The organism is Cellulomonas massiliensis JC225, from assembly GCF_000312005.1.
Classification (GTDB): domain Bacteria; phylum Actinomycetota; class Actinomycetes; order Actinomycetales; family Cellulomonadaceae; genus Cellulomonas; species Cellulomonas massiliensis.
Map to the genome: position 1 here is coordinate 1,021,444 of NZ_HE978588.1, position 14,271 is coordinate 1,035,714.

16 protein-coding genes are annotated in these 14,271 nt (G+C 70.3%); 13 read left to right on the forward strand and 3 right to left on the reverse strand.

Annotated elements, in window-relative coordinates:
- Window positions 1–2: 2 nt before the first annotated feature.
- From HGCM_RS04860 to HGCM_RS04880, 5 genes are all read left to right on the forward strand, one after another.
- Window positions 3–368, forward strand: a complete 366-nt coding sequence (locus HGCM_RS04860) for a hypothetical protein (protein WP_019135749.1) — start codon at window positions 3–5, stop codon at window positions 366–368.
- 107 nt (window positions 369–475) lie between these two features.
- Complete coding sequence (locus tag HGCM_RS04865) at window positions 476–1,633, forward strand: VIT1/CCC1 transporter family protein (protein ID WP_026075267.1); 1,158 nt, start codon at window positions 476–478, stop codon at window positions 1,631–1,633.
- Window positions 1,634–1,706: 73 nt separating this feature from the next.
- A complete protein-coding gene (locus HGCM_RS04870; RefSeq protein WP_019135751.1) occupies window positions 1,707–2,672 on the forward strand; it encodes a siderophore-interacting protein in 966 nt (321 codons plus the stop codon).
- Between the two features lie 391 nt (window positions 2,673–3,063).
- The gene (locus tag HGCM_RS16920; protein ID WP_019135752.1) at window positions 3,064–3,339 is read left to right on the forward strand and encodes a helix-turn-helix domain-containing protein; all 276 of its coding nucleotides are present in this window, start codon (window positions 3,064–3,066) and stop codon (window positions 3,337–3,339) included.
- A 265-nt stretch (window positions 3,340–3,604) separates the two neighbouring features.
- A complete protein-coding gene (locus HGCM_RS04880; RefSeq protein WP_019135753.1) occupies window positions 3,605–4,000 on the forward strand; it encodes a hypothetical protein in 396 nt (131 codons plus the stop codon).
- Window positions 4,001–4,553: 553 nt separating this feature from the next.
- Here the strand turns inward: HGCM_RS04880 and HGCM_RS20245 are convergent.
- Window positions 4,554–4,748, reverse strand: a complete 195-nt coding sequence (locus HGCM_RS20245) for a hypothetical protein (RefSeq protein WP_147572671.1) — start codon at window positions 4,746–4,748, stop codon at window positions 4,554–4,556.
- Between the two features lie 187 nt (window positions 4,749–4,935).
- Between HGCM_RS20245 and HGCM_RS04900 the strand changes: the two genes are divergently transcribed.
- The 6 genes from HGCM_RS04900 to HGCM_RS04930 all read left to right on the forward strand — a co-directional run bounded on the left by HGCM_RS04900 (window position 4,936) and on the right by HGCM_RS04930 (window position 9,896).
- A complete protein-coding gene (locus HGCM_RS04900; protein ID WP_019135757.1) occupies window positions 4,936–5,298 on the forward strand; it encodes a hypothetical protein in 363 nt (120 codons plus the stop codon).
- The gene (locus HGCM_RS04905; RefSeq protein ID WP_161604965.1) at window positions 5,298–6,293 is read left to right on the forward strand and encodes a hypothetical protein; all 996 of its coding nucleotides are present in this window, start codon (window positions 5,298–5,300) and stop codon (window positions 6,291–6,293) included. The genes HGCM_RS04900 and HGCM_RS04905 overlap by 1 nt, the downstream gene beginning before the upstream one ends.
- A 363-nt stretch (window positions 6,294–6,656) precedes the next feature.
- Complete coding sequence (locus tag HGCM_RS19300; RefSeq protein ID WP_019135760.1) at window positions 6,657–7,355, forward strand: hypothetical protein; 699 nt, start codon at window positions 6,657–6,659, stop codon at window positions 7,353–7,355.
- Window positions 7,356–7,368: 13 nt separating this feature from the next.
- Window positions 7,369–7,800, forward strand: coding sequence for a hypothetical protein (locus HGCM_RS04920; protein WP_019135761.1), 432 nt, complete (start codon window positions 7,369–7,371; stop codon window positions 7,798–7,800).
- Window positions 7,801–9,112: 1,312 nt separating this feature from the next.
- On the forward strand, window positions 9,113–9,625 hold the full coding sequence (locus HGCM_RS04925; protein WP_019135762.1) for a hypothetical protein: 513 nt from the start codon (window positions 9,113–9,115) through the stop codon (window positions 9,623–9,625).
- A 52-nt stretch (window positions 9,626–9,677) separates the two neighbouring features.
- On the forward strand, window positions 9,678–9,896 hold the full coding sequence (locus HGCM_RS04930; RefSeq protein ID WP_019135763.1) for a hypothetical protein: 219 nt from the start codon (window positions 9,678–9,680) through the stop codon (window positions 9,894–9,896).
- 330 nt (window positions 9,897–10,226) lie between these two features.
- Here the strand turns inward: HGCM_RS04930 and HGCM_RS19305 are convergent, their stop codons facing one another.
- The gene (locus tag HGCM_RS19305; protein ID WP_161604966.1) at window positions 10,227–10,946 is read right to left on the reverse strand and encodes a hypothetical protein; all 720 of its coding nucleotides are present in this window, start codon (window positions 10,944–10,946) and stop codon (window positions 10,227–10,229) included.
- 232 nt (window positions 10,947–11,178) lie between these two features.
- Complete coding sequence (locus HGCM_RS20370) at window positions 11,179–11,307, reverse strand: hypothetical protein (protein ID WP_256998709.1); 129 nt, start codon at window positions 11,305–11,307, stop codon at window positions 11,179–11,181.
- Between the two features lie 264 nt (window positions 11,308–11,571).
- Between HGCM_RS20370 and HGCM_RS16925 the strand changes: the two genes are divergently transcribed.
- A complete protein-coding gene (locus HGCM_RS16925; protein ID WP_019135766.1) occupies window positions 11,572–12,108 on the forward strand; it encodes an NYN domain-containing protein in 537 nt (178 codons plus the stop codon).
- A complete protein-coding gene (locus HGCM_RS04945) occupies window positions 12,105–14,219 on the forward strand; it encodes an N-6 DNA methylase (RefSeq protein ID WP_019135767.1) in 2,115 nt (704 codons plus the stop codon). The genes HGCM_RS16925 and HGCM_RS04945 overlap by 4 nt, the downstream gene beginning before the upstream one ends.
- Window positions 14,220–14,271: the final 52 nt, after the last annotated feature.

Here is a 14,271-nt window from a genome sequence, read left to right on the forward strand (position 1 = left end):
CCGTGTCCGTGACCGCGTTCCAGGACCTGCCCCTCGCCGACCGCGACCGCGAGTGGGACGGCGCCGCCGCCGAGAGGCGCGTGCGCGCGTGGGCGAAGGCCGAGGACGAGCCGAACGAGCGCTACCGCGACGCGCACGTCTGGTACGACGCCGAGGCCAAGGAGAACTTCACCGCGTACAAGCTGCTGATCGCCGACGTCGTCGACGGGCGGCTCGTCGCCGTGCCCCGCGGCGTGTTCGCGGCGGCCGCCGTCATGCAGGGCAGCCGGGGCGGCGTGGACGTGCCCGACAAGGACCGCGACCGCATCAGGAGCCACCTCGCGAAGTATTACGCGAAGCTCGACGACACCCCGCCGTGGGAGTCCTGACCGGCCGGACGGGCGCCCGGCACGCGCCGAACCGGGTCCTCTGACCTGCGGATTCGGGCGTCCGAAGACCGCCGGATGTCCGGATTGCGCAGTCATGGGATGTCACGATGGAGCGCGTGCCACCCACTTCCGCCCAGATCCGCCGCTGGCGCCGGTACCTCGCCGACGAGCGCGCCGAGGCCGCCGTCTACCGCGACCTCGCGTCCCGTCGCACCGGTGAGGAGCGCGCGATCCTGCTCGCGCTCGCGGACGCCGAGCGCCGGCACGAGCAGCACTGGCTCGACCTGCTCGGCGACGACGTCGGCCGCCCTCTGCGGGGCGACTGGCGCACGCGGTTCCTCGGGTTCCTGGCCCGCCGGTTCGGCTCGGTCTTCGTCCTGGCGCTCGCGCAGCGGGCGGAGGCGCGGTCCGAGTACGGCGACGAGGCGGACGCGACGCCGCGCATGGCCGCCGACGAGCGGATCCACGAGGAGGTGGTGCGCGGGCTCGCCACCCGTGGCCGCCAGCGGATCTCCGGCACGTTCCGCGCGGCGGTGTTCGGCGCGAACGACGGGCTGGTCTCCAACCTCGCGCTCGTCCTCGGCATCGGAGCGAGCGGGGCGGCCCAGCACACGGTGCTGCTGACCGGCCTGGCGGGCCTGCTCGCGGGCGCCCTGTCGATGGGCGCAGGCGAGTACGTGTCGGTCCGGTCGCAGCGGGAGCTGCTCGAGGCGTCCCGCCCGGCGCAGGCGGCCGGTGACGCGCTGGCGTCGCTCGACGTCGACGCGAACGAGCTCGCGCTCGTCTACCGCGCCCGGGGCATGGACGCCGACGCGGCCCAGGAGCGCGCGGACGTCGTCCTCTCCTCGCTGGAGCGCTACCAGGCGCAGCAGCAGGTGTCCGGCGCGCTGCTGCGCACCTCGGTCGCCCTGCCCGGCGGCACCCCCGCGCCCACGGCCGACGACGAGGAGGCCGAGGCCGCGCCCGAGGTCGACGAGCACGAGGCGATCGGGACGGCCTGGGGTGCGGCGAGCGCGAGCTTCTGCTTCTTCGCGTCCGGCGCGATCATCCCCGTGCTGCCGTACCTGTTCGGCGCGAGCGGGCTCGCGGCCGTGGCGTGGTCGGCCGGGCTGGTCGGCCTCGCGCTGCTCGGCACGGGCTCCATCGTCGGGCTGCTGTCGGGCACGTCGCCGGTCAGGCGCGCGCTGCGCCAGCTCGCGATCGGCTGGGGCGCCGCCGCGGCGACGTACCTGCTCGGTCTCGCGTTCGGGACGAGCGCGGCGTGACCGTCCGGCGGTGGACGTGGGGTGCGTCACTCCCTCTTCACAGGTGAGGGTTGCCTTCCCTTATGCTGCTCGCGTGACGACGACCACGACGACGCCCGACGCCTCGGCGCCCGCTCTCGAGGTCGCCTCCCCGTTCCGGATGTTCGCGGTGACGGTGTCCCGCATCGACCGGGTCTGCGAGAGCGTCCTGCGGGTCACGTTCACCGGCGAGGACCTCGACCGGTTCGCGGACAACGGGTTCGACCAGCGCATCAAGTTCTTCCTGCCGATGGAGTGCGGGTACGGCGAGCTGCTCGACCTCGCGTCGACCGCCGACTGGTACGGCCGCTGGCGCGAGCTGCCCGACGACCGTCGCCACCCCATCCGCACGTACACCGCACGCGGCGTGCGCCCGCACGCCCGTGAGCTGGACGTCGACATCGTCCTGCACGGCGACGGCGGCCCCGCCTCCCGCTGGGCGCGGTCCGCGCGGCCCGGCGACGAGCTCGTCGTGCTCGGCCCGAACGCCGACGCCGTCGGCCCGCACGGTGGCGTCGACTTCGTCCCGCCGGCGACCACCGACCGGCTGCTCATCGCCGGCGACGAGACGGCCCTGCCCGCGATCGCGGGCATCCTCGAGCGCCTGCCCGCCGACGCGCGCGGCGAGGTCGTCATCGAGATGCCGACCAGCCTGGACGTGCTCGAGCTGACCGCCCCCGAGGGCGTGACGGTGCGCTGGCACGGCCGCGACGGCGCCGCGCACGGCAGCTACCTCGTCCCCGCGGTCCAGGCCGCGTGCGCGCGCCTCATGCCGGGCGAGGCCCCGGAGGCCGAGGTCGTCCTGGAGGACGTCGACGTCGACCACGGGCTGCTGTGGGAGGTGCCCGTCGACGCCGAGGGCCACCCGCTGCGGGCGTCCGCGTCGCTCTACGCGTGGCTCGCGGGCGAGGCCGGGGTCATCAAGGAGCTCCGCCGCCACCTCGTCACCCGGTGCGGCGTCGACCGCAAGGCCGTGGCGTTCATGGGCTACTGGCGCGAGGGGCGCAGCGAGCACAGCTGAGCGCCCCCTGCGTGCCGAGGCTCGCCGACCGTGAGAACGGGACGTGACGGTGAGAACGGTGAGAACGGGATCGTCCGCAGTGGTGAGCGTGAGACCAGATGCGTCCGTACAGGTCCTTTCGCCGCCGTTTGAGGCGCAACCGCTGCGGCCGTCGCGTCCAATCCGGGGCCGTGGCGACCAGCTGCGGGCGCAACCCCGCCTCCACGTCCGCCTCGTGGTCTCGCCGCGGCACTGGCTAGCCGGATTGGTCGACGAGCTCGCCGGAGACGCACACCGACCGTGGGGCGTTCTTTGGGCGTGGCGCTCGGCGATGCTCGAGGTGGCAGACCGACGCTGTCCTGACGCATCGCGGGGTGACAAGGGGTACCGCAACGTATAGACAACGGTGTCCATGATCGACTCGGTCCTGGCAGTGCCGTACCGTCCGGGTGTGCAGAACGACGACCGCAAGGCCGAGCGCCGCGCGGCGGTCGGCCGGCGAATCCGCGAACTGCGCCAGTCCCGGGGCCTGACCCAACAAGACCTGGCGACGCGGTCCGGTCTTGCCCGCAGCTACATCGCGAGCCTTGAGACCGGCGACCGGAACATCTCCAACGACGCGTTGTGGGCGCTGGCCGACGCGTTCGGTCTGACTCCCGCCGCGTTCTACCTCGGTTCGGAGCGGTAGCCCTCCCTTCCATCACTGTGCGTCCCAACCGTTCGCCCGGTGGACATCGCGTCCAGTATGGCACGAACAGAGTGTTCCGCATAGTGTCATCCATTCGATGCCCGGCGTCGGCATGGAGGCGGTGCGTCCAGCATCTCGGACTCCGGTGATCATGCGGCATCGCCACGCCAAACACTCCCGTGCTTGACGCCTCTGGCATCGCCCTGCTTCGCTAGGTATGTATCGGATAGTAGACATGCCTCGTGTCCGGTGAAAGGAGTGGTCGATGTCAACAGCCAGCAGCGAGTGGGGCCCGAACCTCAGCCCGCGCCTCGCCGGCGCGCGCTGGTGGGGTGGCGCCATCGTCACCACGGCCCTCGGCGTCGCCGCCGGCGCGTCGACGCTCCTGGCTGGCGGGCCGACCGGTGCGTCAGTCGCGATCTTCGCGCTGACCGCCACCTGCGCCGCGTACAAGGTCGGCGCCCGGCTGGAGTCCCGACGAGGTTGGCGACAGGGCTACGAATCCTCAGCCCGCGTCATCATCGAACGCGTCCAAGGCCGCGTGTCCGACATCGAGACACGCGCCGTCCTTCTCGGGGACCCGACACCTGAGCCCTGGGACCCGCACGTACCCATCAAGATGCCGCCGGGCTGGCGCCGCAACGAGGCGCAGCATGGGTGACGCAGCCGTCCCGACGCTCACCCTGGCGAACGCGATGAGCACGTGGGCCGTGCGGTCGATCGACCGGCGCCCGTACCTCAGCAGTTGGTGGTGCCAGGACGCGGCCATCGTCACCGAGCCAGGCACCGGCGACGTCCAAGCGCACCTGCCGCCGCGGCTGTCAGCGATGCCCCGCACCGGTCCGTGTTCGTCGACGGGGCCGGCTGGCGACCGCTGGGGGCCGCTGGTGCGTCTCCCGCGGTGGCTTACCACGGAGTCGTCGTGAGCAGCGGGGTCGTCGACGACGACAGCGGCGACGCGTTCGTCGGTGCCCGACGAGCGGCCGCCGACAACTTCAGGCCCGGATGGTCGCTGCCGCGGACACGTGGTTGGTGTGGTGCGCCACCGCTGGTGTGCATCCCCTCAGCGGTGACGTCGGGGACCTGGAGCGCGCCGCCCGGCAGCTGCGCGGCTCGGGCGCGACGGAGCGGGACGTGCTGGACCTCGTTGACCAGGTCGGCTTCATGACGGGGATGTGGCGTACCGCGGCCTGGGTCCAGCTCCGGCGAACGATCTAGGCGGGGGCTGCGGTGCGTGTCGTCGAGGAGCTCGTGCTGGCGGAGGCGTCCGGGTCGTGGCTGGTGCGGTCGGGGTTGCAGCCGCCGTTCGTGATGGACGCCGACGTGATGGCGGTCAGCCGGGTGCCGTACGTCGCCGGCCCGACGGCGGTGATCGACGGGGTGTGGTTGCGCATCGGGTGCGTGCTCATCCCCGGCCGGGACGGCTGGAACGACATCCGGGTTGGTGCACGACACCTCTACCACCTGAGGTCGGGTTAAGGCAGAGGTGACTACAGCTCGTGGTGGCAGGAGCCGGTCACCCGGATCGACGCCGTCACCGAGGACGACCTGGCGGTACTCCCCGGCTGGCTCCCGGCCAGGGCCGAGGGTCAGGACATGCCGATCTTCGAGGTCGTACTCGCGGACGTGGTCGGTGTGCTGGCGGTGTACTCGACCACCGCGACTGTCTACTACCTGGACGCGGATGTTCCGGCGTTGTTGCGGGTCCCGGGCGCGAGCTCGCGCACCGGGCCGAGTGACTTCAGGTGGGTGCCGCTGCTCGAGGTCGAGTCGGCCACCCGCGGCGGCCTCGGTGTGCTGCGGGTGGGTGACCGGCACCGCTGGTCCTTCGCCTACCAGGACTCCAACCACCCGCAGGCGCCGGCGCGTGGGTGGTGGCTGCAGCAGACGGCGGTCCGCATCGAGCCGGTCACGGACCCGGACCTCGCAAGACTCCCGCCGCGGATCGGGGCCTGGTGATGGACGAGAACATTCGGGACGTCGAGGCGCTCACGCTCGCTGACGCGACGGGCATCTGGGCGCTGGGCACCCACAAGGGACAGCTCTGGCTGCTCGACGCTGACGACCACCGGCTCGCCCTCGTGGCCGCGCCCGACCAGGGTGCCGAGGGGTCCTCGGCGGCGATCCGCTGGTCGCGGGTGGTGCTGGTGCTCCGGGCGCCCGACACCGAGACCGGGGTCCTGCACGTCGGTTCCCTGCACCTGGTCGAGCTGGACCACGACAACCAGACCGGCACCCGGACGCACTTCGTACCGATGCGAATCACGTCGATCTCCCGCCTGACACCCCCCGGCCTGGTCGCCCCGCCATCGCCCCCAGCGCGTGCCAGCGCCGCGGCGCCCGGACAGGCCAAGGCGAGCGCGCGTGAGCGGCGTCACGCCGAACTGCGGGCGCGCGCACTGGCGGGTGACGCGGTGGTGGTTCTGCCCGACGGGGAGCACGTCGTCATCAAGGACCTGGACGAAGAGCCCATCGTGCTCCCGGACCGCGCCGTCCAGGACCTGTTCGCCGTGGGTCTGGCACTGGGGCCGACGCCCCGCGTCCGCAAGCGAGACCGTCCCCGGCTCGTCGTCGATGACCGGGCCGAGTTCCGCGCGGGCGGCGTCGACCTCTCCGTGAAGGAAGGGCTACGCGCCGTCCGGGACGGCCTGGCCTACGCCGTGCGTCGCGGGCTGGAGGACGCCCGGGCCGACGTCGACCAGGTTCTCGAGCCGGAGCCCGCCGCGGATCTCCCGGCGACCGCCCACGACCCTCCCGTACCCGGCGAGGCTGGTGAGTTGACGGTCGACCTGACCGAGCTCGGTGCACCGACGGACGACCTGCTCGACCAGGTCACCGAACACGGGCGTCGCATCGTCCTGACGAACGAAGGACACCGCTCTGCGGTGCTGCTCCCGTGGCCGCAGTGGCGCGACCTCAACCGCCCTCCGGACCCCGCCGGCCGGTCGACGTGACCCCCGAGTGCCTCGACCCCTTCACACACCCGGGCCGGCTCATCGTCACCACGGAATCGGGTGCGACGTACCTGTTCGACTCCCGCAACGACGACCGCCCCGTCACCGTCACCCGGGTCATCGCTCACAGCCTGGGCGAACCGGCGGACCTTCGCCGGGACGGCCGACCGATCGCCGTGCTCGCGGTGGCGCACGAGAGTGACGGGAGGTACGCGGCGGGGATCCGCGTCGGTTCGCCGATGTGCCTGTCCCTCGAGCCGCTCGGCCCGCACGCCGAGATGACGATGCGGATCTCGACTCCCGTCACACAGATGACCCACCTGCCGGACGGCTCACCCGGCCCTACACCCCCAGGAGCCTGACGTGCCCGACGGCGAAACGGCCGACCGGCCCGTGGCCGACGAGCGCCAGCCAGCGGCCGAGCGCGAACGAGCCAAGCGGATCGCGGCCCGCCGCGCCCTGCTCGAGCTGCTGCCGGTGGGCCCGCAGGACCTGGACGCCGCCGCACGGCGCTGGTGCTCCTGCCACCCCCAGCCGGCAGGCGACCCCCATCACGGCGAGACGTGCGTCTGCCAGCTCACCGAACCCGAACGACGCCAACGCACCGCACGCGCTCGCGAGACCGTCCGGCAGATCGCCGAAGGGTCACGGCCCGCGCGCGAACAGCACCTACGCGAACTCCCGGCGACCGCCGCCGAGCTCGGCGTCGACGCCCACGAAGAAGTCATCGCCGCACCCTGGGTCCTCACCGGCACCGTCGACGGCGTCGCCTGGTACATGAGGGAGCGGTGGGACACCTACGCGATCGCCATCTCCAGCGGTGAGGACCCGAGCATCCAGCCCTGGGGCGCACGGGGCGTCCAGACCACCACCATCCGCGAAGGCGACGCCAACGACCTCTACCAGGGCACCCCGCCCGACTACGGTCACGCCCTGCGGTTCATCGTCGGCGTCATCCGCGAGCACCTCACCCGGGCCAGCTGCGAGCACCCGCACCGCGACGGCGACCGCTACTGCCCACGATGCGGCGTCGCTCTCACCGACCCCGCCCAGACCCGGTGAACGACGGCACGCCATGAACGACGACTCCAGCGGCCAACCGAACGTCGAGCACGGCCCGACCAAGCCCGCCAAGCAACAGGCGCGCGTCACCGGCAGCACATGGGCCGAACAGGTCGGACCGTCCCTCACCGAAGCCGACACCGCACGGCTCCTGGATAGGGACGTGTGCGCCGTCGCGGACGACCCCGGCCTGCTGCGGCTCCGCACCGACAACGGCCGACTCGTCTATCCGTTCTTCCAGTTCCACGACGGCCACCAGATCGACGGCATCGCCGACGTCGTTCGAATCCTGCCACCGGTCCTGTGCCCAACCACCATCGCGTCCTGGCTGACACACCGGCAGCCGTTCACCGGTGGGCGGCGTCCCCTTGACGCGCTCATCGACGGCGACAGGACGCTGGTCCTCGACGCCGCAGCCGACCTGGCCTCCACCGCCGCGGGCTGAGCGGAAGTCGCCACTCGTCGGGAGTGGTCCCGCGCGTTGGCCACGAGACCCTCGGTCGCGGACCGCCCGGCGCACCTATCACGCCCCCAACAAGAGCTCTCAGAGCACCACCCACAGGGGACGGACCGAAGATCGGGGCCGCACGACAGCGTCAACCTCAAGGTGTACGGACGAGCGTGTCACGCTCGGCGGCTTCGTCCGCTCAGGGCCCGCTATGAAGGGGCCGAGAAGGTTAGGGGATGCGCGAATAGCGGGTTCGTCGAGGGTGCTTCCGCTTGTAGCGCGCCCACCACGACTCGGGCAGCGGAGGTGGCAGCACCGCCCCAGTCTCGCGAACTCCGCGACCCGCACGATGCCCTCGGCCGCCCACGGCTCCACGGATCTCGAGTTTCGGTGTACTCGGCGCGCTCAAGGCACCATACAGCCCGCTGACCTGGGGCGACACCGCCTCCGCGCCCACGCCGCACCACGCTCACCACAGCGAACATTATGAGAATCGCCAAAGCGCGTTATGAGGCACTGACGCGCAAGCCTCGGATCAGGACCTTCATGATTTGTGCTAGGTCCCTTCCAAGCGCGGATGGTGATCGCGGTGAACGCTGGCTCGTGTGGTGCGCGAGCAACGGTGTGAACCCTTTGGACGCGACCCTAACCGACTTGGAACGCGCTGCCACACAGCTCCGCAGCGCCGGGGGAACGGACTCGAATGCTCGACCTTCTCGACCAGGTCGGCTTCATGACGGGACTGTGGCGCACGGCAGAATGGCTTTAGCTCCGTCGCGCCCGCTAGTTCGCCCGGGCTGGCCGACGTGGAGTTCACGATGCGCACGCCTCGTGCGCGCTGCCAGCTCAGTCACCATCGCGCGCGCCACCAATGGTGAACACCCGCAACGGGCTCGCCGTCATGGGTGGGGACTGATATCCACACCCGACGAACGCCGCGCGCTTCGGCGAGCACGTGAACGCGCCGACCGGATTCTCAAAGCTACCTACCGAGACGACCCCGTCAGCCCTGGCCAGCGACGGCCGCCGACTTCCCCATGAACCCGACGACCGCTGCTCGAAGGCGCCACGCCAGTCGCCGGTGCCCGAGCGCGCGCGCCCGCGAGACCGCGCGGTGTCGCCGGATGGTCCGCCTGGGGCATCAAGCGTCGCCGCCACCGCACGACGGGGGATCGGTGGCATGAGCCGTCAAGCGCTGCGCCCCACTCGAAGCTGAGGTCCTGGACTCGCTCGCCGACTGACCCCGGCGCACTGACCCGTGGGTGCCCTGCGGTACGTTGCCGGAGGTCCAAGCCTCGAGGGAGAGCGTGTGCACGAGCAGGAAGTCCACTGGCGCACCGACGGCCATCAGCTCGACCCCACGGACGACATCGGGATGCTCCGGTTCGAGGTCGCGGACCTGAACGTCATCATCAAGGCGGCCGCGGCCGCCAGCCCGCTGTACGACGACATCGTCGCCGCGCGAGGCCTGCCGGGCGGCACGAGCGTCCTCCCGCTGAGCTGCTTCGCCCTCACCGACGAGTGGACACCGGAGCGTCTCGCCGAGGGCACCCGGTTCCGGATGTACCGGGAAGCGCCCGCGCACGTCCTCCTCGACGCCGGGTTCGAGCTGTGGCCGACGGCCGTCTCCGACGAGAACGGCCCCGACCCGCGCAACGAGGTCCACTTCGACCTCATCGTCGCCGCCAGCACCGACCTGCGGCTGGAAGAGCTCGGCATCGACCAGCCCAAGCAGACCCGCGCGAACGCGCGCGAACGCCTCGCCCCGGCATTCCGGCGTGCCCTCGACCTGCTGGGTGATCCTGTGGACCTGCCCGGGTAGTTGCCTACCCGCGCGGGTAGAGTTCAGGATGAACCGGAAGAGGAGGTGCACGATGGCAACGCTGGTCCGCATGCAGAGCATGCTCGAAGTGCCTCCTGCCGCGCGCCCGAACGGGTTCGTGCACGTCCACTCCGTCCAGCTCGACGAACCTCTCGACGTCGGCATGTGCGTGGAGTTTCAGGACGAGGGCGGCAACTGGCTGACAGGCGACGTCGTGGCCGTCACGACCGACCGGCTCGGCCCTCGGTACACCCTGCGCCTGCAGGGCTGACCGCTTCCCGTTTCTCCGCAACAGCCGGGGCGGCCGCATCATCGTGCCCCCGAGCCATCCTGCGACTCCGCCGATCGACTCCCTCACAGCGCTGCGGTCCTATTCAGAGTCGATCGACGGCTAAGCGCAACGAGAGCTCGGTACAGGTGTCCGGCGCGATCGGCGGCGGTCAATCCCGCGCCCCAAATCCGGAGAAGTGGTCAGATTCCGCGGTGGGGACCCCGTCGTCACCTTAGGCGCGCCGGGCGGCTCCTCGCCCGTTCGCCCCAAGCAGTGGGCTCGGGAGAGACCACCCGCGCTTCCGGGGCGAGTTCGTGCATCGCTGCGGTGTCAGATGCGGGAGCGGGTCTTCAGCAGAGTGGCGACACGCTGCGTGCTTGTGAGCCAGGTACGAAGTTCGGGGTCGATCCATCCGGCGACGTCGTACGCGGCTTTAATCTGCCGTTGGGTGCGTCCCGCGTTAAGTAAGGGCTCGAGGTGCGCGACCCGGTTCCTCAACTGGTAAACGCGGTCGACCTCATCCGTCACCGCTTGCCCGCTGTAGCCGGTCGGCAAGTGCGGGAACGCATGCGCGATCTCGGCCTTCCACAGGAGTTGGCGGCCTGCGTCCGTGTCGGGCAGCAGGAAGCGCCAAGTCCCGAACGACGTCTGCGCGAGCACGTCAGCGTGTCCTACCGTCGGATTCGGCCGCCCTGCGGCCGCAGTGGCAGCTCGGTCAGCGGCCTCGGTCACCGCCCGCTCGGCGAGTCGTGCCAGCAATGGAGCTGGGTCGAGGAGCCAGTCGCTCCCGTAGCTCCGATTGGTGTCTCGGTCGCGCTGGGTCGCGTTCCAGATGCACAGGCGCGCGTCGATCGCGTTGCGCAGGATCACCTCGAACCTGTGGAGGATTCCGTACACGCCGGCTGACAGGTCGATGTTCCACTCGTACAGTCGCAGGGCCCGAGTTGGGTTGCCGCCCGTGCATGCGAGGTACGGCGCGAGCCTCGGTGCTGCGATCGACGCCATGCGTGCCGCGTGAGGGGCGACCCCCGCTTGAGCCGGTGTGGACACGTTGGTAGACTAGATGACGAAAGCGGAGACAGGTTCTTCGTTATGCTCTTGTCCAGTGGTCCGCCCGGTTCAGTCCGGCGGGCCATTGGCGTTATATAGGCGGTTCGTTGCCTGACTGGCTCGCATCGATGCGTCGCGTGACGGCCTGGATTCGCCGACGGTGGGTAAGCGGTCGATCCCGCTGCCTCCATGGGCGCGGACCGGCAATGCCCGAGGCGTCGGCTTCAGATTGTCAGTGCGAGAGACCAACTCCGTCGGCGGTCACCGCTTCCACTCGACCTTCCGCTGCTGGCAGTTCGTTCTCTTCCAGCCGGCGCGAACGCAGTTCGATGGAACCCAGTTCGGCTCGAATCGACTGCACGCGCGGATCGTTGCCGCGCGCATTCGGAGTTGCCTCGGACGAGGCGCTGCTCAGCGGCCCCGCGACGGCGCAATCCGAGCGACACCCTTACCCGCTCGGCAGACGCTTCGACGCTCCGGGACCATGCCACGTCGCGAGTTCACACTTCACGGCAGTCTCGATGTGTGGTGTGAACTGACTTCGACGCTTGACGGGTGCTGGGGTCTGTTCTACGATCGCCTCAAGGGGTCGGAGTCGCCGACTCAAGAACGCGGAGGACTACCAATGAACCGGCAGCACATCCCGCATGGGACTGCCCAGGCCCGTGCACTGTGCACCGGCCGGACTCTGTACCTGATCGACATCGAGAACATGGCAGGCTGCAGCAGCCTGGCGACTGCCGAGGTGGCCACCATCCAGGCGCGCATGCGGGCGATGGGCATGCTGGCGACCGGTGACCCGGTTGCCGTGGCGAGCAGCCATCACAACGCTCTCGCAGCACATTTCGGTTGGACAGGCTCGGCTCAGCGCCTGGTCCGTAGCGGGCCGAGCGGCGCCGACCAGGAACTGCTGAGTGTCATCGCCGACGTTCGCTGGATCTCGGCCCGCTACTCGCGTGTCGTGCTCGCATCTGGGGACGGCATCTTCGCCAATGCGATCGCTGAGCTGAAGCGGGCGGGTTGCCGGGTGACGGTCGTCCCTCCAGATCAGGGGCTCTCGAAGCGGCTGCGCCTGGCTGCCGGCCAGGACGTCACGCCGATGCCCGCCACTGCGCCGAGCAACGTAATCTCGCTCTTCCCTATCCACAAGGACGTGATGTGAACGCCCGGGCGCACGAAGCAATCCTCATCACCAAGAGCGACATCGCTGAGCTCGCTGGGGTCGGGCGCTCCACCGTGAGCAACTGGACGAGCCGACACAAGGACGATTTCCCGGCACCCGTCGCCGGCACCGCGACGAGTCCCCGCTACGACGAGGCGGCAGTTGTCGCCTGGCTGAACGCGCGCGGGCGGACGGTTGACACGTTTCAGATCGACCGGGCACTTTGGAGTTCCCTTGATGCTTGGCGCGGCTTCGGACGCCCCGAGGCAGTATCGGCGCTAGCGGGCTCAATGGTTGCCTGGCGGTTCCTGAGCGACCCCGACTCGCCCGGCTTTGACCCCGGCGTCGCCCCTGGGGCGCGATGGCACGCCGTCGCAGAGGAGCAGGACGCGTCGCTCGGGCCCCGACTTCGAGCGGCGATGGAGAGCTACGACGAACGTCAGCCGACCGAGTACAGGCTGTTCGGCTCAGTGACCTCGGGCCTGTACACCACACTCTTCGACGAGCTCGAACGACGACCCGATGCACTGCGTGCCTTCGTCGTGGCGCTGAGTTCGATCGACGCCAACAGCCTCGCTCGGGCGTACGAGGCGTTCCAGGACCGACTCACCACGTCCGTGCTTCGCGGATATGACGACAACGCGACGAGCGAGACGCTCGTGGATCTGATCGCGTCGGCAGCGGCCTCCGTGAGTGGGCCGGCACATGACCCGTGCGTCGGCTCGGGGCGCCTCCTGCTCGCCGTCGCCGAGCGCGGAGAGGAGCGTCAGCCGCTGAGCGGACAGGAGTTCGCCACGTCGGTCTGCATGCATGCCCGGCAACGCGCGTTGCTCACGGGCTATAGCGTGACTGTTCGAAACGAGGACGCCTTCGAATCCTCGAGCTCGGCCGACGCTGCGGTCGTCGTCCTCGATCCGCCTTTCGGACTGCGTTCGCACGACCCCCAGCGCCTCGCTCTCGATGCCCGTCTTCGGTTCGGCATGCCTCCCGCCTCGAACCTCGACACCGGGTGGCTTCAGCTGGCCATCTGGCATCTGCGGGAAGGGGGGCGTGCGTTCGTGCTGCAGCCCACGGGCAGCGCGTACCGCGGCGGCCGGGAGGCGGAGATCCGAGCCGAGATGGTTCGCGCCCGCGCGGTCGAAGCTGTCGTCGCGCTCCCTGGAGGGCTCGCCGCCCGCACCAACATCCCGTTGAACCTCTGGGTCCTGGCGCGCCCAGGCGAGGCCGCCCACCCCTCGCGCGTGCTGCTGATGGACCACAGCACAGATGCGAGCCTCGACATTCCGGCGATCGCCGCCGCGCTCAAGGATTGGCGCGAGCGCCGGATCAAGCCGGCCGGCGCGCGCGCCGTCGCTGTGTCGTTCGACGAACTCGCGACGGAGCAGTTCAACCTCGGCCCACAGAGGTGGCTAGCCGTCGCCCAGCCCGCGCCGACCGTCGACAAGATCCGTCAGCATCTCGAGAGCCTGAAGTCGAGCCTCGCCCGGCTCGAAGAGCTGCCAGTACCGCCCGCAGCAGACCTCGATGCGCCACCCGCACCACCGCGTATGGCGACTATCAAGGACCTCGGGCAGTTGGGGGTCGTCACCGTGATACGTCCACCGGCACGGCCGATCCGAGACCTGCTGAGTGCGAGCGGCACCCTCGTCGCGACATCCCGCTGGATCCGTGACGGGGCAGACTCCGTGCGCATCGACACTGACCGCCTGAAGGGAACGCCCAGGATCACCGAGCCCGGTGATGTCGTGGTTGAGCTCGCCCATCGCATCGCCGCACGAGTCGACACCGAGGGCGGCCGCGTCGTGGCAGCCCCTCACACGTGCTTACTGCGGATCATGTCGGCAGACCTCGACCCGCACTACGTCGCGGCGATGCTGACCAGTCGCGCGAACGACTCAACTATCGCGGGCGCTACGGTCCAACGCGCTAGCGTGCTCGGATTCAGGGTTCCCGTTGTACCGATCGCGCAGCAGCGGCAGATCGTCGAGACGCTGGCCGCGCTCGACGAAGTCACCAATGTGACAGAGGACGTTCTCGACGCGGCTCGTTCAAGCCGCTGGGCGCTGGTCGAAGGCGTCTCAGCCGGCACCGCGGCCCCGGCGGAGGCGTGATGCGCCCAACGGCACCCGCCGACCATCCCGACCAACCCCTCAACGCACCAGC

Coding starts and splice junctions, on each gene's coding strand:
- HGCM_RS04865 (WP_026075267.1), top strand. CDS start 476: ATGGAGCGCGTGCCACCCACTTCCGCCCAGATCCGCCGCTGGCGCCGG.
- HGCM_RS16920 (WP_019135752.1), top strand. CDS start 3,064: ATGATCGACTCGGTCCTGGCAGTGCCGTACCGTCCGGGTGTGCAGAAC.
- HGCM_RS04880 (WP_019135753.1), top strand. CDS start 3,605: ATGTCAACAGCCAGCAGCGAGTGGGGCCCGAACCTCAGCCCGCGCCTC.
- HGCM_RS20245 (WP_147572671.1), bottom strand. CDS start 4,748: ATGAGCACGCACCCGATGCGCAACCACACCCCGTCGATCACCGCCGTC.
- HGCM_RS04900 (WP_019135757.1), top strand. CDS start 4,936: ATGCCGATCTTCGAGGTCGTACTCGCGGACGTGGTCGGTGTGCTGGCG.
- HGCM_RS04905 (WP_161604965.1), top strand. CDS start 5,298: ATGGACGAGAACATTCGGGACGTCGAGGCGCTCACGCTCGCTGACGCG.
- HGCM_RS04920 (WP_019135761.1), top strand. CDS start 7,369: ATGAACGACGACTCCAGCGGCCAACCGAACGTCGAGCACGGCCCGACC.
- HGCM_RS04930 (WP_019135763.1), top strand. CDS start 9,678: ATGGCAACGCTGGTCCGCATGCAGAGCATGCTCGAAGTGCCTCCTGCC.
- HGCM_RS16925 (WP_019135766.1), top strand. CDS start 11,572: ATGAACCGGCAGCACATCCCGCATGGGACTGCCCAGGCCCGTGCACTG.